Source organism: Streptomyces achromogenes (genome assembly GCF_030816715.1).
Lineage (GTDB): Bacteria > Actinomycetota > Actinomycetes > Streptomycetales > Streptomycetaceae > Streptomyces > Streptomyces achromogenes_A.
This window is the reverse complement of sequence record NZ_JAUSYH010000001.1, coordinates 1,165,281-1,185,746: the sequence shown is the minus strand read 5'-3', so window position 1 is coordinate 1,185,746 and position 20,466 is coordinate 1,165,281. Positions and strand designations below refer to the sequence as shown.

Annotated in this window: 18 protein-coding genes; 6 read left to right on the top strand and 12 right to left on the bottom strand. The window is 69.4% G+C overall.

Features of this window, described 5'->3' with window-relative positions; genetic code table 11:
- Positions 1-798 precede the first annotated feature (798 nt).
- Positions 799-1,254, top strand: coding sequence for a GNAT family N-acetyltransferase (locus tag QF032_RS05295; protein ID WP_307040495.1), 456 nt, complete (start codon positions 799-801; stop codon positions 1,252-1,254).
- 661 nt (positions 1,255-1,915) lie between these two features.
- Here the strand turns inward: QF032_RS05295 and QF032_RS05290 are convergent.
- The 12 genes from QF032_RS05290 to QF032_RS05235 all read right to left on the bottom strand — a co-directional run bounded on the left by QF032_RS05290 (position 1,916) and on the right by QF032_RS05235 (position 13,353).
- Positions 1,916-3,004: an S-(hydroxymethyl)mycothiol dehydrogenase gene (locus QF032_RS05290; protein ID WP_307055122.1), complete on the bottom strand. Its 1,089-nt coding sequence runs from the start codon at positions 3,002-3,004 to the stop codon at positions 1,916-1,918.
- A 4-nt stretch (positions 3,005-3,008) separates the two neighbouring features.
- Entirely contained in the window at positions 3,009-3,902 is an 894-nt protein-coding gene (locus QF032_RS05285; RefSeq protein WP_307040493.1) for a 3-hydroxybutyryl-CoA dehydrogenase, read from the bottom strand.
- On the bottom strand, positions 3,899-5,089 hold the full coding sequence (locus tag QF032_RS05280; RefSeq protein ID WP_307055120.1) for an acyl-CoA dehydrogenase family protein: 1,191 nt from the start codon (positions 5,087-5,089) through the stop codon (positions 3,899-3,901). Before QF032_RS05280 ends, QF032_RS05285 begins: the two co-directional genes overlap by 4 nt.
- A 99-nt stretch (positions 5,090-5,188) precedes the next feature.
- Positions 5,189-6,307 (bottom strand): alcohol dehydrogenase catalytic domain-containing protein, encoded by a 1,119-nt coding sequence (locus tag QF032_RS05275; protein ID WP_307040489.1) that lies wholly within the window; start codon positions 6,305-6,307, stop codon positions 5,189-5,191.
- Positions 6,308-6,380: 73 nt separating this feature from the next.
- Positions 6,381-7,832: a class I adenylate-forming enzyme family protein gene (locus QF032_RS05270; protein ID WP_307055119.1), complete on the bottom strand. Its 1,452-nt coding sequence runs from the start codon at positions 7,830-7,832 to the stop codon at positions 6,381-6,383.
- Positions 7,829-9,070 carry an NAD(P)/FAD-dependent oxidoreductase gene (locus QF032_RS05265; protein ID WP_307055116.1) on the bottom strand — a complete coding sequence of 414 codons (1,242 nt, stop codon included), beginning with the start codon at positions 9,068-9,070 and terminating at the stop codon, positions 7,829-7,831. Before QF032_RS05265 ends, QF032_RS05270 begins: the two co-directional genes overlap by 4 nt.
- A complete protein-coding gene (locus QF032_RS05260) occupies positions 9,067-9,390 on the bottom strand; it encodes a 2Fe-2S iron-sulfur cluster-binding protein (protein WP_307040483.1) in 324 nt (107 codons plus the stop codon). Before QF032_RS05260 ends, QF032_RS05265 begins: the two co-directional genes overlap by 4 nt.
- Positions 9,391-9,413: 23 nt before the next feature.
- Positions 9,414-10,637, bottom strand: a complete 1,224-nt coding sequence (locus tag QF032_RS05255) for a cytochrome P450 (protein WP_307040481.1) — start codon at positions 10,635-10,637, stop codon at positions 9,414-9,416.
- Positions 10,634-11,164 carry a cupin domain-containing protein gene (locus tag QF032_RS05250; protein ID WP_307040478.1) on the bottom strand — a complete coding sequence of 177 codons (531 nt, stop codon included), beginning with the start codon at positions 11,162-11,164 and terminating at the stop codon, positions 10,634-10,636. The genes QF032_RS05255 and QF032_RS05250 overlap by 4 nt, the downstream gene beginning before the upstream one ends.
- 172 nt (positions 11,165-11,336) lie before the next feature.
- A complete protein-coding gene (locus tag QF032_RS05245) occupies positions 11,337-11,879 on the bottom strand; it encodes a MarR family winged helix-turn-helix transcriptional regulator (protein WP_307040476.1) in 543 nt (180 codons plus the stop codon).
- Positions 11,880-11,914: 35 nt separating this feature from the next.
- A complete protein-coding gene (locus QF032_RS05240; protein ID WP_142165579.1) occupies positions 11,915-12,763 on the bottom strand; it encodes a fumarylacetoacetate hydrolase family protein in 849 nt (282 codons plus the stop codon).
- Positions 12,760-13,353 (bottom strand): carboxymuconolactone decarboxylase family protein, encoded by a 594-nt coding sequence (locus QF032_RS05235; RefSeq protein WP_307040473.1) that lies wholly within the window; start codon positions 13,351-13,353, stop codon positions 12,760-12,762. The genes QF032_RS05240 and QF032_RS05235 overlap by 4 nt, the downstream gene beginning before the upstream one ends.
- 81 nt (positions 13,354-13,434) lie before the next feature.
- On the opposite strand from QF032_RS05235, the gene QF032_RS05230 reads away from it, so the two are divergent.
- The 5 genes from QF032_RS05230 to QF032_RS05210 all read left to right on the top strand — a co-directional run bounded on the left by QF032_RS05230 (position 13,435) and on the right by QF032_RS05210 (position 20,450).
- Entirely contained in the window at positions 13,435-14,319 is an 885-nt protein-coding gene (locus QF032_RS05230; protein ID WP_307040472.1) for a VOC family protein, read from the top strand.
- 71 nt (positions 14,320-14,390) lie between these two features.
- Positions 14,391-15,938 (top strand): phenylacetic acid degradation bifunctional protein PaaZ, encoded by a 1,548-nt coding sequence (gene paaZ / locus QF032_RS05225; RefSeq protein WP_307040470.1) that lies wholly within the window; start codon positions 14,391-14,393, stop codon positions 15,936-15,938.
- Positions 15,939-16,344: 406 nt separating this feature from the next.
- Positions 16,345-17,373 (top strand): phenylacetaldoxime dehydratase family protein, encoded by a 1,029-nt coding sequence (locus QF032_RS05220; RefSeq protein ID WP_307055114.1) that lies wholly within the window; start codon positions 16,345-16,347, stop codon positions 17,371-17,373.
- A gap of 98 nt (positions 17,374-17,471) precedes the next feature.
- A complete protein-coding gene (locus QF032_RS05215; RefSeq protein ID WP_307040466.1) occupies positions 17,472-17,837 on the top strand; it encodes an ester cyclase in 366 nt (121 codons plus the stop codon).
- Positions 17,838-18,113: 276 nt separating this feature from the next.
- Positions 18,114-20,450 carry a molybdopterin-dependent oxidoreductase gene (locus tag QF032_RS05210; protein WP_307055112.1) on the top strand — a complete coding sequence of 779 codons (2,337 nt, stop codon included), beginning with the start codon at positions 18,114-18,116 and terminating at the stop codon, positions 20,448-20,450.
- Positions 20,451-20,466: the final 16 nt, after the last annotated feature.

Genomic DNA, 20,466 nt, shown 5'->3' with positions numbered 1-20,466 from the left:
CAGCTCGCTGACCTGCGAATATGGCAGCCGTGGGAACGTTGCCGGGACCGCCGGCCCGGGACTGGTCCGGATCTTGACTGATGCCGATCTCGGGGCGGTGGCTCTGTTGGAGTGGCCGCATCCGCCTGCCCCGCGTTGACGGTCCCACCTGGCACAGGTTGTAGAGACCGTCCAGGGGCGTCTATGCCAGTCCACTGCGGGCATGAAATTGCAGGTCGGAGCCTCTTGGTCCGAGAGCGTCTGCCCAGTTGGTGATGGCTGTGTGATACGCGGGTGATATGGCGAGGCCCCGCCGAGGTCCGTCCTGGCGGGGTCTCTGCCCGGATCCGTGAGACGTCGAAGCCGCACCGGAGCGCTTTGGTGCGGCTTCGACGTGAGGTCGAACGCGCTGGCGCGCACGATGCGGTCGGTGCCTCGAAGGAGTCCGTGTGCCTGTGACTCTCTCGGGTGCCTGATTTGCGATCGCACCCGCTCATCCGTCCGTACCGGGGTGCGTTTTCCTCCCAGCGCGACTGGGACGCGTGAGTGCGGGAGCGGTTACGGCCGGATCGACTGGCTGGACACCGGCAACTGAACTGGCCATCTCGGCCTGTGCAAGACCACGGCTGCATCGCTGTCGCGTGTGACGTCCATGTGGGCGTCGATCCGTACTCCCGTAACTACTACGAACGCCGCATCGGGAACCCGCACGAGACAGTCTCATGCGTCTCGATCGCTACTTTGCCCGAGAGGTCGGCCACTTGGTCAGGCTCACACGGCCATGATGGCCACTAGAGGCGCAGTCGTAGGCTATGAAGCATGAAGATCAGGGTCCGTGACGCTCATCCAGCCGACGTCGAATGGATGAGCAACAACACCGAGGGCTGGACGGTCACCGTCGAGAAGCAGGAGGGGGCCGCCTCCCTGGCGGAGGCGCTGCACGCCCTGATCGCAGAGGATTCCGACCAAGACGTGCGTATGGGATGGCTTCACTCCAGTCTGCAGCGCGCGGCAGGCGGCGAGCCCGGCTACGTCAGGCTTTATGAGCTCCACGTTTCTCCCGAGTTCCGACAAAGGGGAGTGGCACGAGCTTTGGTCGATGAGTTGTTTGCTCGGGTGCCCGATCAAGAGATCATCTTGTCTGCGTGGGACCGGGAGCTGTACGGAGTGTGGCTTAAGCTCGGATTTACATACGTCCCTGAACCCGACGAAATGTCAGGGGATTGCAGTTACCCCGGTGACATGGTGCGCCCACCGGTAGAAGCATCGTCCTGAAGGATCAGGCATCGTCTGTCGGCCTAGTCGTCCAGGACCGCTTCCTCAGGAGCCGGCCGTGTCCGCCATGAGCAACAGCGGCAGCCCTCAGTCTCCGACAGCCGGAAGCGATCAAGCCCTATTTCCACCGCGGCGCCCTGGTGCCTGTAGTGGCAGGAGCACGACGATGTTGTGTGCCGTGATCGAACTCGGTCTACATGGTGAAGCTGGCCACAAAGTTGATGCGACCGACGTAGCCGTGCCCCTGTAACAGCAAGGGAATGAGGCGGGCAGCGGTGAGAGGGCCCCGCACCCTCTGACGGGCACGGGGCGGGAACTTCCAGTACTACTTGCCCCGGCCGGTCGTGCACGCGCTCCCCCTGGCCCGCCAGACACGCGTCGACTGGCTGGAACGATCCCGCCGCCGCGGCGCCCTGCTGGCGCCGCCGGAGCTGCGCAGCCCGTTTATCCGGCCCTGAGACGCGCTGGTACTCGCCGATGTTCACCGACCCGGCGTGCGGCCCGTGCCCCTCGACATGGCGCCCAGCTCTCGGAGAAGACAAGCGCGGGCGCCTGCGGGCAAGCCGCATAGGAGTGCCGAGGGGTGTCTGAGCCCTCGGGTGCTGGGATGGCGCTCCCGCGCTGGGGTCGTCCTGGGGTGGCCCCCGGCAGAGCCCCATCGTCACAGCACCACCACCGAGCGCAGCACGTCGCCGTGATGCATCCGCTGGAACGCAGACTCCACCTCGCCCAGTTGGATGGTCTCGGTGACGAACTTCTCCAGCGGCAGGCGGCCTTGCAGGTGCAGGTCGATGAGCATGGGGAAGTCGCGGGAGGGCAGGCAGTCGCCGTACCAGGAGGACTTGAGCGCCCCGCCGCGACCGAAGACGTCCAGCAGCGGTAGTTTGAGCTTCATCTCGGGTGTGGGGACGCCGACGAGGACGACGGTGCCGGCGAGGTCGCGTGCGTAGAACGCCTGCTTGTACGTCTCCGGGCGGCCCACGGCCTCGATGACCACGTCGGCGCCGAAGCCGCCCGTCAGCTCACGGGTCGCCTCGACGGGGTCGATCTCCTTGGCGTTGACGGTATGGGTGGCGCCCATGGTGCGGGCCGTCTCCAGTTTCCGCTCGTCGATGTCGATCGCGATGATCTTCGCCGCGCCCGCCAGGTGTGAGCCGACGATCGCCGCGGCGCCGACACCCCCGCAGCCGATGACGGCGACGCTGTCACCGCGGCCGACGCCGCCGGTGTTGATGGCGGCACCGATGCCGGCCATCACGCCGCAGCCGAGGAGCCCGGCCACCTGCGGGGCGACCGCCGGGTCGACCTTGGTGCACTGCCCGGCGGCGACCAGGGTCTTCTCGGCGAAGGCACCGATACCGAGGGCCGCAGACAGCTCCCGGCCGCTGCCCGCGAGGGTCATCCTCTGCTCGGCGTTGCGGGTGTCGAAGCAGAACCACGGGCGCCCCCGCAGACAGGCGCGGCACTGCCCGCACACCGCACGCCAGTTGAGGATCACGAAGTCCCCGGGCGCCACATCGGTGATGCCCTCGCCGACCGACTCCACCACGCCCGCCGCCTCATGGCCGAGCAGGAAGGGGAACTCGTCGCTGATCCCGCCCTGTTTGTAGTGCAGGTCGGTATGACACACCCCGCACGCCTGGACACGTACGACCGCCTCCCCGGGCCCTGGGTCGGGCATGACGATCGTCTCCACCCGCACCGGCTCGCCCTTGCCCGGTGCGATCACGCCACGTACTTCCTGCGCCATGAGGTCAGTCGCCCTTCTTCGATTCCGAGTAGTCGTGGAAGCCGCGCCCGGACTTTCGTCCGAGCAGGCCGGCCTCCACCATGCGCAGCAGCAGCGGAGGCGCGGCGTGCAGCGGTTCCTTGAAGTCGGTGTACATCGCGTCGGCGATGGCGGCGAGGGTGTCCAGGCCGATCAGGTCGGCCAGTCTCAGCGGGCCCAGGGGGTGGGCGCAGCCGAGGACCATGCCGGTGTCGATGTCCTTCGCGGAGGCGAAGCCGGACTCCAGCATGCGGATCGCGGAGAGCAGGTACGGCACCAGGAGGGCGTTCACCACGAACCCGGCCCGGTCCTGGCACCGGATCACCTGCTTGCCGAGCACGTCGGTGACGAACTCCTCCGCGCGCTGTTGGGTGTGAGTGCTCGTCAACAGGGACGGCACGATCTCCACCAGGCCGAGTACCGGGACCGGGTTGAAGAAGTGCACCCCGATCACCTGCTGTGGGCGTGTGGTGGCCATGCCCAGTTTCATGATGGGCAGGGACGAGGTGTTCGACGCGAGCAGCGCGTCCTCGCGGGTGACGACCCGGTCGAGCTCGGCGAACAGTTCGACCTTGGTCTTCTCATCCTCTGTCGCCGCCTCCACCAGCAGGTCCCGGTCGGCCAACTCGGTGAGGTCGGGGGTGACCCGGACCCGGGCGAGTGCGGCGTCGTGTTCCTCGCCGGTGAGCTTGCCGCGCCGTACGCCCCGGTCGAGCGAGGCGGTGATCCGGACCCGTCCGGCATCGGCCGCGCCCGGACTCACCTCGTGGACCACCACGTCCAGCCCGGCCCGGGCGCACACTTCGGCGATGCCCGCGCCCATCAGACCGCAGCCGATGACACCGACCCGACGGATGTCGGCGCCGGGCGCACCGCTCACCGGAATGCCGCCTGCCCCGTCAGCGCCTGGCCGATCATGAGGGTGTGCATCTCGACGGTGCCCTCGTAGGTGAGGATCGACTCCAGGTTGTTGGCGTGCCGGATCACCGGGTACTCCAGTGAGATGCCGTTGGCGCCCAGGACGGTGCGGGCCGTGCGGCAGATCTCCAGTGCGGCACGGGTGTTGTTGAGCTTGCCGTAGCTGACCTGTTCGGGGCGCAGACCTCGGTCGTCCTTGGTGCGGCCCAGGTGGAAGGCCAGGAGCGTGCCCTTGGCCAGCTCCAGTGCCATGTCGGTCAGTTTGGCCTGGGTCAGCTGGAAGGAGCTGATCGGGCGGCCGAACTGGACCCGGTCGCCCGAGTAGGTCAGCGCCGCCCGGAACGACGACCGTGCGGCACCCATCGCGCCCCACGCGATGCCGTACCGCGCCTCGTTGAGGCAGGACAGCGGCCCGCGCAGTCCTCGTACCTCAGGCAGCACGGCGGATCCGGGCAGTCGTATCGAGTCGAGCACGAGCTCGCTGGTCACCGAGGCCCGCAGTGACATCTTGTGCTTGAGGGCGGGTGCCGAGAAACCCGGGGTGTCGGTGGGGACGACGAAGCCGCGTACGCCGTCCTCGGTGCGGGCCCAGACGACGGCCACGTCGGCGACCGAGCCGTTGGTGATCCACATCTTGCGCCCGTCGAGGAGCCAGTCGTCGCCGTCTCGGCGGGCGGTGGTGCGCATGCTGCCGGGATCGGAGCCGGAGTCGGGCTCGGTGAGTCCGAAGCAGCCGATGGCGGTGCCCGCCGCGAGGCGCGGCAGCCACTCCTCCTTCTGCTCCTCGGAGCCGAAGGCGTGGATCGCGTACATGGCCAGCGACCCCTGGACCGACACCAGGGAACGCAGCCCGGAGTCGGTGGCCTCCAGTTCCAGACAGGCCAGGCCGTAGTCGACGGCGCTCATCCCCGCGCAGCCGTAGCCCTCCAGGTGCATGCCCAGCAGGCCGAGTTCGCCGAGCTCCTTGGTGAGGCCGCGGATGTCCTCAATCTCGCCCTGTTCGAACCACTCGGCGATGTGCGGTTCGACGCGCCGGTCGCAGAAGGTGCGCACGGCGTCGCGTACGGCGCGCTCGTCCGGCGTCAGCAGGCTGTCGAGTTCCAGCAGGTCGAGGGGGTCGGCCGGGCGCGGCGAGTGTGGGGTGTGCATCAGGTCTCCAGGGATCGGGAGGAGGAGAGGAGGAGGCCGCCGGTCAGGGGAGGACCGACGGCCCCCGGTCAGAAGGTGGCAGTCAGATCGTCACGTCGCTCACGCGGTGGCGGTCGGGCTGATGATGAAGTTGCTGAAGCCGCCGTTGCGTCGGGCGATTCCGCCGATGGCGTCGTTGACCTGCTCCAACGGGAACACCTGGTGTTCCAGCGGGCCGAGATCCAGCAGGCCCCCCTCGACCATGTCGGCCATGGCCTGCCCCTCGCCGGAGGTGAACCAGGCCGAGCCGATCAGCCGCAGCTGCTGGTCCATCATCCGGTGGATGTCGATGGGCAGGTCACCGGCGACGGCGCCGATGTTCACCGCGATGCCGCCGCGCGCCATGGCGCGCATGCCGGCCCGGAAGGTCTCGTGCGGGGCGCCGGGGCCGAGCGCGTCGATGTAGATGTCGACGCCGTAGCCGTCGGTCTGTTCGTGGATCCACTCGTCGACCGGGCCGTCGTCGAGGGAGTGCAGGCGCAGGCGGCCGCCGCCCAGCTTGCCGACTTGGTCGAGCAGGTCCTTGTCGCGGCCGGTGCCGTATACGTGGGTCAGGCCCAGGGCGGGGGCGAGGAGCGCGGCGCCGATGCCCAGGGTGCCGCTGATGCCGTTGATCAGAATCGTCTTGCCCGGGCCTGCCCCGGCCTTGCGGAGAGCGGAGTACATGGTGCCGAGGTAGCCGAAGCGGGCGGCTGCGTTGAACGACAGTGCGTCCGGCAGCTTCACCAGGCTGTAGGCGGGCGCCACCATGTACTCGGCGAGGCCGCCCTGGTAGCGGTCGAGCAGGTCGAGCGCGGTCGGTGAGAAGCCGAAATACCCGGCGAAGGCGTAGCTGGCGCAGTTGATCGAGTCGTTGTTGCGACAGGACCGGCACGACCCGCAGGAACGGCCCGGGTTGACGTACACCCGGTCGCCCGGCTTGAACGCCTGGACGCCCGCACCCACGGCCTCGACCACGCCCGCCGGGTCCAGTCCGAAGATCGCCGGCAGGGTCGGCAGAGGGCTGTGCGGGAACCAGGTCGTCCACATGTTCAGGATGTTGGCCAGGTTCGGAACGATGTTGACGGCGTGGACGGCCACGCGGACGTCACCGGGGCCGGGCTCGGGAACGGGGAGTTCCTCGATCCTCATCGGCTCGCCGACGGCGTGCATCCGCGCGGCTCGCATGGTCGCACTCATGGCGTCTCCTCGGGTATGGCTGGGGGAGACGGCGCCCACTGCGGCGCGGTCTCTGGGAGGTGTGGAGGGTGGGTCAGTTGTCCAGCAGCGTCGTCAGCCGCGCGCGCTGCAGCTTTCCGGTGGCCCCGCGGGGCAGTGCGGGGACGACGCACAGGCGCCGGGGCCACTTGTGCCGGGCGAGCCGGCCGTCGAGGTGACCGCGGACGTCGTCCAGGGTCGGCGTACCGGAGTCGGTGACGAGGAAGGCGGTCACGACCTCACCCCAGACCGGGTCCGGCGCCCCGGACACGGCTACCTCGACGACACCGGGGAAGTTGGCGAGGGCGTTCTCGACCTCGGCGGGATCGACGTTCTCCCCGCCGGTGATGATGGTGTCCTTGAGCCGGCCGACGACCGAGAGGCGGCCCTGCGCGTCGAACCGTCCGCGGTCCCCGGTGTGGAACCAGCCCTCCCGGTCGGTCACGGGCACCGTTCCGGCGGCGGTCCAGTACGCGTCCGCCACCGACGGCCCCCGCACCCAGATCTCACCGGAGGAACCGGCCAGGGCGGTCGACCCGGTCGCGTCCACGACTCTCAACTCGACGTCGGGGACCGGCGATCCGGTGGAGTCAGCCGTCTCGTCGGGCGCGGAGTACGTGACCCCGGCCGCGGTCTCCGTCAGCCCGTAGGAGTTGACCACACCGATCCCGCGCGCCCGGAACTGCTCGCGGGTGGCGGTCTGGGCCGGCGATCCGCCGGACAGGATCCACCGCAGCGTGTCCAGGTCGCCGCTGCCGAAGCGGGGGTGGCGGGCCAGCAGGGCGGACATGGCCGGCACGGCGAAGGCACAGGTGACCTTGTGGCCGAGGACCAGGTCGATGAACAGGTCCGGGTCGAAGCGCGGGGCCAGGATCACCGTCCCGCGCCGTGCCCAGGTGTACTGCGGAAGCCCGCCGAGCACGGCGACGTGGGCCAGCGGCGTGGAGACGAGGGCGGTGTCGTCCTCGCCGACGGGCAGCCGCGACAGGCCGCCCGCCATGCTCCAGTACAGGTTGTCGTGGGTCAGCGCGACGCCCTTGGGACGGCCCGAGGTGCCGGACGTGAATGCGATGATCGCGATGTCCGAGCCGGTCGGGGGCTCTCCGGCGACGGGCGCGGACGGCTCGTCGTCGACGTGCAGGTCGTCCCACGTCAGGCGGATGCCCGTCCCGTCCGGGAATCCATCGCCGCCCACCACCGCACGCGGCGCGGTTTCCTCGCAGACGACGGTGAGCTCGCCCTCGGTCACCTGCGGGTGCAGCGGCACGAGCACCGCCCCCATCCGCGTCACCGCGAACAGCGTGATCAGGGCCTCGGGCCGGGCCGCGCCCTGCATCACCACGCGATCGCCCTTGCGCACCCCGTACTTGTCGAGGCGGGCCGCGGTCCGCCGGACGGCCTGGTCCAGTTCGGCATAGGTCCAGGTCCGGTCCTCGAAGACGAGGGCGGTCCGGGATCCGGCCTCGACCGCGGTGGTGAGGAGGTGGGCGCCGAAGGTGCTCGTCATGCCCTCACCTCCGCCGCGCGTCTGGCCCGGGCGAGCGCGCCGAGAGTCGTCCCCGCCAGGTCGCCGGCCAAGACCGGCGTCCGACGCTCCAGCAACCGGCGGGCCGCCAGATGTTCGGCGGGCCAGTTCAAGGTCTCCACGGCCACCAGCAGACCGTCGCGGAAGGCGTACCCGGCCAGCCGCTCCGGGGAGTCGCCGGGCACGAGGCGCACCTCGTCGGCAGGGGAACGCAGCCCGGCGATCTGCAACCTGAGGTCGCCCTGGTCGCTCCAGAACCACGGCAGACTCTCGTAGGAGGCGGGCGAGCCGGCGATGCGTCGGCCGACCAGCGTCCCCTGGTCGATGGCGTTCTGCACCGACTCCAGCCGGACCAGCCCCTCCGCGTGCGGATGCGGATGGCGGGCGCAGTCACCGACGGCGGAGATCCGGGGATCGGTGACCGAGCGCAACTGCTCGTCCACGACCACGCCGTCGTCCACGGCCAGTCCGGCCTCCCGTGCCAGGTCGTCGCGAGGAATGGCGCCGATGCCGTAGACGACGAGGTCGGCGGCCAGCACCTCGCGGTCCGTGACGACCCGATCCACCCGGCCCGGCCCCTCCAGGGCCCGTACGCCCGTCCCGGTCAGGACCCGGACACCGGCATGCTCGTGCCGTTCCCGCAGAGGGAGCTCCAGCTCCCGTGACACGGCCCGGCTCAGCAACCGATCGGCCAGCTCCACCACGGTCACCCGTGCGCCGCGGGCCAGCGCGACCCGGGCCAGCTCGAGGCCGATGAACCCGCCGCCCACGACGACCACGTCACGGGCCGTCGTCAGTGCCCGGCCGATGGTCAGGGCGTCGTCGAGCGAGCGCAGGGCGTGGACGCCGTCCAGCTCGGCGCCGGGGACGGGCAGCGGACGGTTGCGCGCACCGGTCGCCAGCACGAGATGGGCGTAGGGAACGCGGGCCCCGGTGCGGGTGACGACCGTGGCGGCGGCGGTGTCGAGGGCGACCACGTCGTCCCCGAGCCGCAGGTCGATGTTCCGCTCGCGGTAGAAGGACTCCGGCACCAGCTCGACGCGGAGACCCTCCGGCTCGGTGTGGGCCTTCTTCGACAACGGCGGCCGCTGGTAAGGCAGATGGGGCTCGGCGGCGAACACGGTGACCGGAGCGGCGTAACCGGATGCGCGCAGTGTCGACACGACGCTGAACGCGGCCTGCCCGCCGCCGACGACGACCACGCCCGCCATGCTCGTCATACCTGCTCCTCGGGTACGTGGACGACCAGGCCGTCGAGGGCGTCGGAGAGGTGGATCTGGCAGCTGAGCCGGCTGGTGGGCCGGCGTTCGGCGGCGGTGAAGTCCAGCATCTCGTCCTCGACGTCGTTCGGGGGGCCTGCCAGCCCGGACTGCGCGGCGTCGACGTAGACGTGGCAGGTGGCGCAGGAGGCGTTGCCGCCGCACTCGGCGACGATGCCCGGGACGCCGTTCGAGACAGCCGCCTGCATGAGCGCGGTCCCCGACGCGGCGGTGACCTTGCGTTCGGTCCCGTCGGGCAACTGGAAGATGACGGTGGGCATGAAGTCCTCCCGATGGGGACGGCTCAGGCTGCTTGCCAGGTGACGTTCAGCGAGGTCAGCCCGCGGAACACCCAGCCGTCCATGCGGCCCGCGGCGGAGTCGCTGTCGGATGCTGTCGCGCCTTCGGCGAGGCGCAGTCCCTTCAGGCGGCTGAAGACGAGGGGCCAGGCGATCGCGCTGACCTCGTGGCGCGCGACCCACGCGCCCATGCAGAAGTGCGGACCGCCGCCGAAGGCGAGGTGCGGGCGGTGCGGCCGGTCGATGTCGAATTCGTCGGCCCGCTCGAACACCGCCTCGTCCCGGTTGCCAGAGGCGATGACGAGGGCGACACGGCTGCCGGCGGGGAGGGTCACCCCGGCGATCTCGTACTCCTGGGTGAGCTGGCGCGGGTACATGCCGATCGGCGAGACCCAGCGGGCCGTCTCCTCGAAGACCCGCTTCCAGCTCGCCGGATCCTTCAGGACGCGGTCCAGCACCCCGGGGCGGTTCAGCAGGGCCCAGGCGCCGACCCCGAAGACGTCACGTGGCTCGTTGACGCCCCCGCCGATGATGACCTTGACGTTGTTCTGGATCTCCGCGAGTTCCACCGGCCCGTCCGCGTGGACCATGGAGGAGATCACTGAGCCGTCGGGCTCACGCCGGGCGGCTTCGGCGACTTCGGCGACCGCGCCCTCGATGGCCCGGGTGGCCCGCTCGGCGCGGAGCCAGACGTCGGGGTCGTCGGCGTAGTTGCTGTTGCCGGCCATCATCGCCCGCGACCAGTCGGCGATGTCCTCGGCGCTCGCCGTGCGCAGGCCCAGGACCAGGGCCAGGTTGGCGGCGACGAGCGGCTCGGCGAAGTCGGCGATCAGGTCGGCCTCGCCGCGGCCGGCGATGCGCTCGAGCACTTCGTGCGCGGTGCGTTCGAAGGAGGCTGCCCACAGGTCGCGGACCTGGCGCGGGCGGGTGGGCGGCTCGGCGGCGGATCGCAGCCTGCGGTGGTTCGGGTCGTCCTCGCGGAGCATGTTGGGGCCGACCGTGCGCAGCAGCAGCGAGCCCTCCTCGAGGGAGCTGAACACCTCGGGCAGCTTCTCCGCTTGGACGATGTCCTCGTACCGGGTGAGCAGGTGCCGGCCGACCGAGGGCACCCAGGCGAGCGGGGCGGTGCGGCGCAGTTCGGCGTAGGCGGGGTAGGGGTCGCGGCGCAGGTCGGCGAGGTCCAGGTCGACGACCGGAGCGCCGGGCGCCGCCGTCGTCAGGGGGCTCATGAGATGCCGCCCGCGCCGATGAGGACGAAGAACATGGTGGCGGGCTCGGTGCCGTTGTTGCGCCAGGCGTGCCGGGTGGCGTTCTGCACGACGATGTCGCCGGGCCTCAGGACCGCCGTCTCGCCGCCGTCGAGGTCGAGGACGATCTCGCCGCTCAGGACGACGCCGTAGTCGACGGTCGGGGTGGTGTGCATGCCGGGACTGTCGGGCTCGAAGAGCTCGGCGAGACCGGGGCTGGCCTCCAGCTGCTCGGCCGCCGCGGCGATCGGGTCCCAGGACGGGTCGGCGTAGACGCTGCCCGGCGCGAAGGTGACGGTCAGGGCGACCGTCTCGCCGGGAGCCGGGACGAAGTTCGCGAGGCCGGCCGTCGGGTCCTCGGACGGGACGGCGGGAGAGGCCGTGTTCCACACCACGGAGCGGGCGAAGCCAGGGGTGTGGATGAACTGACGGCTGCGCGGCGGCTCGCCGTCACTGACGATCACGGGCTTGCCGCTCGGGCTGACACCGGTGACGACACGACGGACCATGACTCTCTCCTTTGAGGAACCGACGCGAAGGGCGTCAGGGGAAGGTGGCTGAACGTTAAAGGGCCTCGGGAAAATTCGTTAGAGGTTTGACGGTAAAAGTTATGACGATCTGGAGGGGGTGTCGGCCTATGCCACACGGGCTCCGTGCGGGGGTCGGCCGGGCTCGCCGGACTCAGGCGTCGTCGGCCGGGGTCTCCTGGTTGACCAGCGTACGCAGGAGATGAACCAGCTCACTGAGCTGGTCGTCACGCAGGACGCCGGTCCAGGCGCGCTCGCGCTTTGTCTGGGCCTCGATGGCCTGCCGCAGCGTGTCGCGCCCCTCGGAGGTGAGCTCGACGAACAGCTGACGGCGGTCGGACTCGACGCGTTCACGGGTGATCAGGCCGCGGCTCTCCAGCGTCGCCAGCGCGCTCGAGATGCTGGCCCGGGTGGATCCGGAGACCCGCCCGATGTCCTGCTGGGCGAGGGGGCCGTAGACCCACAGGGCGTTCAGGATCCGGAAGCCCGCCCAGGTCAGGCCCAGGGGCCGGTGGACGTGTTTCTCGAAGTCCTTGGTGAGCCGGGCTTCGAGGCGGGTAAGGTCGGTGACCATCTCGATCGCGTCGAGGTCCCGGGGATCCGTCGTGCCCAGCTCGCGATGGTGGTGGCGCAACAGTTCCGAGAACTCCCGGGTCCGGCTGGCGACCGTGGCCTCTTCCCGCACGGTATCCGTCACGATGTCCCACCCTTCCTCGGCCGGCCCGGCCGGCATCAGCCGGCGACGACCGGATTGACCATGGTGCCCACGCCAGTCACCTCGGTCCGCAGGACCTTACCTTCGGTGAGGTAGAGGCGAGGAGTGCGGCGGACACCGCAGCCGGCCGGGGTGCCGGTGAAGATCAGGTCGCCGGGCTCGAACGTCACCCGCTTCGACAGCCAGGCGATCAGCTCGGGCACGCTGAAGATGAGGTCCGAGGTGCGGCCCCGCTGCACCTCGAGGTCGTCGACCCAGGCGGCCACCTCGATGTCGTCGGGGTCGGCGAACTCGTCCGGCGTCACCAGGTACGGGCCGATCGGGCTGAAGGTGTCGTACGACTTGGGCAGCGTGAACTGGTTGATCGGCTTGCGCCACTGCTCCTTGCGGTCGCTGATGTCCTGACCCGCCGTGACCCCGGCGACGTGGGACCAGGCGTCGGCCTCGGGAATGTTCTTGCCCGCCCTGCCCATGACCACGACGAGCTCGGCCTCGTAGTCCACCTTGTCGTACTGCGGCTCCACCACGATCGAGTCATAGGGGCCGACCACGGACGAGGCGAACTTGGCGAACACCGACGGCTCGTCCGGCACGGGGAGGTTGGACTCCTCGGCGTGCGCGCGGTAGTTCAGGGCGACCCCGATCGCCTTGTACGGCTTGGCCACGCGGCCCAGGTCGTGCTGGTCGAACGGCTTCCAGTCGGCCTCGGTCGCACGCTCGGCGATCGCGCGCAGCTCGTGGTGGAGGGCGAGGTCGCAGAGCACCTCCAGACGCGGCTCGATCGCTCCCTTGCTGGCGTCCGCGATGTCGAGGGCGAGGTCGTCGCGGACGACGACCGGGCGGCCGGCGAGGTTGGCGAGCTTCATGCGGCTTCTTCCTTCAGGTCACGGGGCCGGGGCAGCGGAAGGGCGAGCTCGCCCTCCACCGGCACCCCGAGCGTGTTGATGACGGTGGCGATGGTCAGGTACTGGCCGACGGTGTAGAGGACGTCTATGACCTGCTCGGTGCTCAGGTGGGCGGTCAGTCGGCCCCACAGCTCGTCGTCCACGCCCTTGCGGTCCAGGAGCGAGTCGGTGGCGGTGAGCAGCACCCGGTCCAGCTCGTCGAGCCCGTCCCAGTCGCCTTTCACGGCGGCCAGGACCGTCTCGTCGGCGAGCCCGGCGCGGCGGGCGATCCGGACGTGTTGGTCCCACTCGTACGCGGCCTGCGCACGGGCCGCGATCCGCAGGATCATCAGCTCGCGAGACGGCAGCGGCAGGGTGTTCTTCCCCAGTACGTGGTTGCCGAAGACGATGAAGCGGCGCAGCGCGTCCTCGTGATGGGCCAGGGTCGCCCAGATCGTGTAGATCCGGCCGTCCTGATCGCGGTACGGCGCCAGCGCCGCCAGTGTCTTCTCGTGCAGCTCGCCCTCATGGACGGGCTGCAGGCGGGCCTTCACGGGCACTTCTCCCGGCATCGGAGACCTCCTCGGCTCGATGGCGTCAACGTATTCGTATGAGCCTTGACCGTCAAGGGTCTAACAAATACCGTCTTCGTCATGACGATCCAGAGCCTTGGGTACGTGGGCGTTGGTGCGCCCGACCCGACAGCATGGGCGGACTACGCCCGCACAGTGATCGGCCTCGCGGTCGAGCCCGGCACCGCATCCGACAGCGGTTCAGCCGCGGGCGGCGACAGCGTGCGCTACCGCCTGCGCATGGACCAGCACCCCTTCCGCATGTGGCTGACCGAGGCGCCGACGGGCGGCGTGACGGTCATCGGCTGGGAGGTCCGCGACCCGGCGGCCATCGACGAGATGACGGTGCGCCTCAAGGAGGCCGGAGTCGACGTGTCCGTCGGCACCGACGAGGAGTGCCAGGACCGCCAGGTGGCCCGGATGGTGCACTTCACCGGCCCCCTCGGCATCCGCACCGAGCTGTTCTGCGGTCGCCGCCTGGCCCCCAGCCAGTTCGTCTCGCCGCTGGGCGTCGACTTCGTGACCGGAGAGCAGGGGCTCGGGCACGTGGTGATGAAGACGCCGCACGTGCAGGCGGCGGTCGACTTCTACTGCGACGTCCTGGGATTCCGGCTCAGTGACACCGCCGACTACCCCTGGGGCACCTTCTACTTCCTCGGCTGCAACCCACGGCACCACAGCATCGCGTTCATCCGGTCGTACAAGAACGAGGGAACCCACCACATCCTGTGCGAGGTGACCAGCCCGGAGGAGGTCGGCCGCGCCCTCGACCGCACGCGTGAGCACGACGTGAAACTCATGGCCACGCTCGGCAAGCACGCCAACGACGGGATGTTCTCCTTCTACATGACCTCGCCGGCCGGCTTCGGCATCGAGATCGGCGCGGGCGGCGTGCAGGTCGACGAGAGCACCTGGGTCAGCCGGGTTTATACCGCCGACATCTGGGGCCACCACCCGGCCGAGTGAACGACGCAGCTTCCGTGCCCCTCCCTCAGCAACCCTCCCTCTACGTTCTCGAAGAAAGCGGGCCCCATCCCATGCTCCAGAGCCATCTGCAGGACGCCTGGGTCACCCCCACGGCCACGGACGGGTCCGCGACCGACGTGCACGACGCGGTCACGGGGGACCTGGTCTGCCGTGTCTCCTCCGCCGGCCTCGACCTCACCGGAGCGTTCGCCCACGCGCGCCACGCCGGCGGTCCCGCGCTGCGGGCCCTGACCTTCCACCGGCGGGCCGACCTCCTGGACGCCGTCGCCGTCGCCGTCCGCGCCCGCCGCGAGGAGCTCTACGCGCTTTCCGCCCGCGCCGGAGCCACCTTGAACGACGCCCGCTACGACATCGACGGCGGCATCCGCGTCCTGCGCGACTACGCGGCGCGGGCCCGCGCCGAACTCCCGGACGCGCCCTACCTGGTCGAGGGCCCCGCCGAACGCCTCGCGCGGGGCGAGGACTTCCTGGGCGTCCACATCGTCACTCCCTCCCCGGGCCTGATGCTCCAGGTGAACGCCTTCAACTTCCCCGTCTGGGCCCCGCTGGAGAAGCTGGCCCAAGCAGTGCTGGCGGGCATGCCGAGCGTGGTGAAGCCGGCCACCCCGACCGCGTATCTCACCGGGCACCTGGTCCGGGTCGTGACGGAGGCCGGTGTCCTGCCGCCGGGGACCCTCCAGCTTGTCGTGGGCTCGGTACGGCCGGCCCTCGACCTGCTCGGCGAGCAGGACGTCCTCTCCTTCACCGGCTCCGCCGCCACCGCCGAGACCCTGCGCACCCATGCCCACCTGGTGTCCCGCTCGGTCCGCTTCAACGCCGAGGCGGATTCCGTCAACGCGGTCGTCCTGGCCCCCGACGTCACGCCCGGCTCACCGCTCTTCGACGCGTTCGTGCGAGAGGTGGTGACCGAGATGACGGTGAAGGCGGGCCAGAAGTGCACAGCGATCCGTCGCGTCCTCGTTCCCCGGGAGCAGGAGTCCGCCGCCCTCGACGCGATCTCCGCCGAACTGGCCGGAGTGACCGTCGGTGATCCAGGCGCCGAGGGCGTCCGGATGGGCCCGGTCGTCAGCCTCGCCCAGCGCGACGACGTACGGCGCGCGGTACGCCGTATCGCGGAGTCCGGCCGCTTCGTACACGGCGACCCTGCGAAGGTACGGGCGGTCGACGCCGACCCCGAGCGGGGCGCCTTCCTTGACACCCTCCTCATCTCCGCCGACCCCGAGGCCGCCGCGCCCCACGAGGTCGAGCCGTTCGGACCGGCGGCGACGGTGCTGGCGTACCGCGACACCGGGCACGCGGCGGATCTGCTGGCGCGGGGGCGGGGCAGCCTCGCCGCGTCGACGGTGAGCGACGATGTCGACTGGACCAGCGCGTTTGTACGCGAGACGGCGGCCTGGCACGGGCGGCTGCACCTGCTCGACTCGCTGAACATGGGGCAGACCACCGGACACGGGTCACCGCTGCCGGGGCTGCGGCACGGCGGCCCCGGGCGGGCCGGTGGAGGGTCGGAGATGGCGGGTGTCAGAGGTGTGGTGGACCTGATGCAGCGGACGGCGGTGCAGGGGTCCAGGCGGGCACTGGACTCGCTGGGAGCGTAGGCGCGCTGATGGTGCGGGCGGCTGAGGCCGCCCGCCGCGGACGGTTGAGCTCGGACTCACCGTCGGTCAGCGCATCGCGGTCCACTGCCGAATCCGCCTCCGGCGGAAGCTCGGCTCGCGAGGTGGTGACCTCACCGCTCGCGCTGCTCCGAGGATCGACCCATGCGGGAGCGAGGATCGACCCATGCGGGAGCAGGGTCAAGTCTGAACAGCCCCGCTGGCGCTGTGCCGGAAGGTTGCGAAGAGAAGAGGACCCGTTCGGGTGACGGCCGGCGCGTCTCGGTCTCCGTCGCATGCCTCGTTGGCCTCCAACGAGTACGGGTCGGCAGTACCTGCTCGGGGTCTGACGACGCGGGGTCGCGCGCAGCAACGCTGAGCCATGAGTCGTCCATGAGAGGAACCGACGGTGACGAAGATACGACCTCGCGACTTCCACAATCCCTACTCCGCGTACAGCTCGACTTTCTCGTCGCTCGACGAAGTCATCGTCATGGCGCAGATAGGCATTCAGTACCTCCCGGGAACTGATGCGAAGGACGTGCATGAGCGGCTGCAGGGGGCCTTGGCAGCAGAGTCCTGTGTCTATCAGGCCGAGGCCGGACGCCATGTGGACGCAGCCGGCCGCGCAAACGAGGTTTTCATGACCTACTGGACCTCCGATGAGGATTACCAGCGATGGCGTGCAGAGCACCCGCTGGAGTCCTGGGCGCCGAGCTTGGTTGAGCGAGGCATCGGCCTGTGGGTCGAGACGATTCAGGTGCCGGCGCGCCGACTGGAGACGTCCTTTTCGACCGAGGACGTCCGATGGGGTATCGCCGAGAGTCGATCGACGCAGCTCAATCCGTTCCACTCCTACTTCGGGTCGATGCGCGACCGCATCCACGACGCCGAGGACGGCGGCCTTCAGGCGACCGTGCAGGACGTCTCGATGGGCGCCGTGATTTCGCTTGACCGCCATATCTGGTTCGAGGTGCCGGAAAACGCCTGCTTTATCAGGTCGCCTCAGGGTTGGCGGCACTGTCCCGATGCAGAGCGCGACTGGTTCGAGGAGCGGATGCTCCCCGTCTATCAAGCAGGCGCCGACTACCTGGTGGACAACCCCCTCACGACCGGGTGTCTCAGTATCCGCAAGCTCGACGTCGACTTCCCGGCCGGATCGCAGGTGCAGACGTCCTCTCTGGCTTGGTGGCAGTCGCTGGCGCACCTCGAGGCATGGGCCCATGAGCATCCGACTCATCTTGCGATCCTGAAGAGCTTCGGCGAGCTGGCGGCGCACTTCGCGCCAGACGTGACCGTGGTGCTCGGTCACGAGGTCTATGTGGTGCCGGAGGGCGGCGCCCGAGCCGAATACGTCAATTGTCACGACCGTACCGGGCTGCTGCCGTTCTTCGGCCATCTGAGCACCACTGAGTCCCATCCCCTCACCCATCACTGAGCGGTCCGGGTCCCTGGTCCGAATATAAGACGCGATGTCGAACACGATCGTTGACTACGAAGTCGGCGGAATTCATATTGCCGGGAGGCAGCCCGGGGGTGAGTCGTCGGCTCGGTCAACTCCGGTGCTGCTCGTTCACGGCGAACTCCGAGGTGCACATGGCCGGAGCGTCCGAGGCGCGGGGCTCCGAGGAGTGCCGCGCTGCCTTCGGGTTCCTGCTCGAAGCCCGGCCCGACCAGCAGTTCGACATCCAGGAGATCGAGGCCCACGACGGGGGCTACGTGTGCCGCTCGATCCTCACCGGCACCCTGGCCAAGCCGTGGAACCTGGGCGGCACGGTGGTCGAGCCGCGCGGGCAACGCGTGAGCTTCGGCATCCTCGACGTCATGACGTGCCGCGAGGGTCTGATCGTGCGCAAGGAGGCCTGGCTCGATGGCGGGGCGATGATGGCAGCGCTCATGTGAGGCGAACCCGCGAGGTTTGGTCGGCGTCCGCACGCACCCCAGAGGCGTTCGAACGAGGGTTGATCAAGGTCTTCGCCCGGCCTGAGCGAGGTCGGGGCTTGCGAGCGGGCAACCAGGCGCATGCCACCCACGGGGCCGGCTCTCGAGTCGTTGTCCAACGCCGTTCACCATCCAGGTCTCGGTGGATGGTGGGTCCGCCGTGCTCGGGTCAGTACGAGCGGTGAACTCCGCTCGGTCACGACTGCCACGCATTGCTTGATGAGAGGACGTTCACCCATGCAGAACCCGCGCCCTGCTCGACCAGATGTGCACCACGGGGTGTTCACGACTGCCACGCACTGGGGGAGGTATCGAGTCGTCGTCAAGGGCGGGGAGTGCCGCTGGATCTCACCCCTGGACGACCCGGAGCCGGCCACGATCGGCTACCGCCGAACGAGTTATGACCAAGGTCGAGGTCGTGTCCTTCGTCCCATGGTTCGGACCAGCTACCTGCAGAACAGGGATGCGCCCGCGCGACCACGGGGCGACGACACCTTTACACCTGTCTCGTGGGAGCGCGCGCTCGACCTGGTGGCAGAAGAGATCAAGCGCGCCCACAACACGCGCGGGCCCAGCTCGATCTTCGGAGGTTCCTACGGGTGGGCAAGCGCTGGGCGCTTTCACCATGCGCAAAGTCAGGTGCATCGCTTCCTCAACGGGGCAGGTGGCTACACGCCTTCGATCGACAGCTACAGCTACGCCGCCATGGCGCGGATCGTCCCGCACGTGCTTGGCACCTCAGCCAATGAGCACTTGCTGTCCCTCCCGACGTGGGAGGAGATCGCGGAGCATGTCGACCTCCTCCTGGCTTTCGGTGGCCTTCCTGCCAAGAACGCTCAGGTCAACCCCGGCGGTGTGCACGTGCACCGGTCGCGCTCGGGCCTGCGGATGTGCGCCGAGGCCGGCGTCGAACTAGTCAACATCAGTCCACAGCGGGGCGACCTCGACATCGACGATGCGCAATGGGTCCGCGTCAGGCCCAACACAGACACCGCGTTGATGCTGGCCCTGACCTACGAGGTGTGGGCCGCCGGCGACCACGATGCCGAGTTCCTGCGGGAGTGCTGCGTGGGGGCCGAGGATCTCGTGGCCTACCTGTCCGGGGCTCTGGATGGCGTCGTCAAGGACGCGAGCTGGGCGGCCGCGGTGTGTGACATCCCTGACGCCACCATCCGCGACCTTGCGCGCCGGATCGTGGGCGGCCGGACGTTGATCACAGCGAGCTGGTCCATTCAGCGCGGTGACCATGGCGAGCAGCCCTTCTGGGCCGCCATTGCTCTCGCCGCCATGGCTGGTCACCTGGGTCGGCCCCACAGGGGGGTCGCGCTCGGGTTCGGCACCCACCACAGCACCGGCGCGCGTCAACGCAAGCTTCCGGTCGCCTCGCTCCCGCAAAAAGTGCGTGAGCTTCCCGAGATCGCGCCCATCCCGGTTGCTCGTATCGCCGACATGCTGCTGGGTCCCGGGCAAGAGATCGACTTCGACGGCCGCCGCCTGACCTTTCCCGACATCGACCTCGTCTACTGGTGCGGGGGAAACCCGTTCCATCATCACCAGGACCTCAATCGCCTGGTGGAGGCCTGGCAGCAACCCCGTACGATCATCGTGCACGAGTCCTTCTGGACCGCCACCGCCAAGCATGCCGACATCGTGCTGCCAGTCTCCACCTATCTCGAACGCAACGACGTGGCGTTCGGCCGCCACGAGTCTCACCTCTCTGTCATGCACGCCGCGGTAGACCCCCCGGGAGAGGCTCGCGACGACTATGCGGTGTTCGCGGACTTGGCAGACCGGCTTGGATTCCGCCGCGAGTTCACCGAAGGTCGGTCTGCCGATGAGTGGGTGCGGCATCTCTACGACACCACGCGAGACGGCCTGGCCGCTGCCGGCATGCCGATTCCTGACTTCCGGACCTTCTGGGCCGCCGGCGAGGTCACCATTCCCCTGCCGGAGCCCGATCGGCGGGCCGACCCGTTGGCGTTGTTGCGTGAGGACCCGATGCGAAACCCGTTGACCACGCCTTCCGGCAAGGTTGAACTGACCTCGGCGACGATCGACTCCTTCGCCTACGACGACTGTCCGGGACACCCCACCTGGCTTGAGCCTAAGGAGTGGTTGGGCTCGACGGCTGCGGAGCGCTTCCCCCTGCACCTGCTCTCTCCGCAGCCGCGAACCCGTCTACACAGCCAGTACGACCAGGCAGACCACAGCGCTGAGTCCAAGGTCCGGGGACGCGAGCCGATACACGTGAACCCCGACGACGCAACAGCCCGCCACATCCGCGCGGGTGACGTCGTTCGGGTCTTCAACGACCGTGGTCAGTGTCTCGCCGGTGCGGTGGTCGATCCAGGAGTCCGCAGCGGCGTCGTCGTGCTCCATGCCGGAGCGTGGTACGACCCCGTCGAGCCCGGTGGGCTCGACGCGCACGGCAACCCGAACGTGCTCACCTTCGACAAGGGCACCTCGAAGCTCGCCCAAGGCCCAAGCTCAGGAACGGCGCTTGTGCAGGTCGAACGCTTTGACGGACCACTCCCGCCAGTGCGGGCCTTCGATCCTCCTGCGCAGGACACCTAGTAGGACTCCGTTACGT